The organism is Sphingomonas sp. AC449 (genome assembly GCF_979253475.1).
Window position 1 is genome coordinate 1 of the sequence record NZ_CEEDCZ010000035.1, and the last position, 551, is coordinate 551.

Genomic DNA, 551 nt, shown 5'->3' on the forward strand with positions numbered 1-551 from the left:
CGGCGTTGTCGGGGGGCGGGAGCCTTGGCTGGGCGGGGGCGGGCGGTGTCGCAGGCGCGCGGGGGTATGAGGCGCAGGTGCGCGAGGCGTATCTGGGGAATGCGGTGGCGCAGCGCGCGGTGAAGCTGGTCGTCGAAGGGGTCGGGTCGGCGCCGCTCGACGGGTCGGATCCGGCGCTGGTCGCGCTCGTCACCGCGCGGTCGGGGGGGCAGATGCTGATCGAGACGGTGGCGGCGCAGCTGCTGCTCCACGGCAATGCCTATGTCCAGGTGCTGCGCGATGCCGATGGCGGCGCGGCCGAGCTCTATGCGCTGCGGCCCGAGCGGGTGAGCGTCGAGGCGGATGCGGGCGGGTGGCCGGCGGCGTATCGCTATGCGGTCGGCGCGCGGGTGACGCGGCTGTCGGCGGATCCGGTGCGGCCGCAGGTGATCCACCTCAAGGCGTTTCATCCGGTCGACGATCATTATGGGCTGGGGTGCCTGGGCGCGGCGGCGGCGGCGGTCGGGATCCACAATGCGGCGGCGCGGTGGAACACGGCGTTGCTCGACAAT

The 551-nt window shown here is 73.5% G+C and carries 1 protein-coding gene; it reads left to right on the forward strand.

What is annotated here, in order from left to right; translation table 11 throughout:
• Positions 1–5: 5 nt before the first annotated feature.
• A partial coding sequence (locus tag AC0CH3_RS17745; protein ID WP_465238119.1) for a phage portal protein occupies positions 6–551 on the forward strand: 546 nt, incomplete at its 3' end.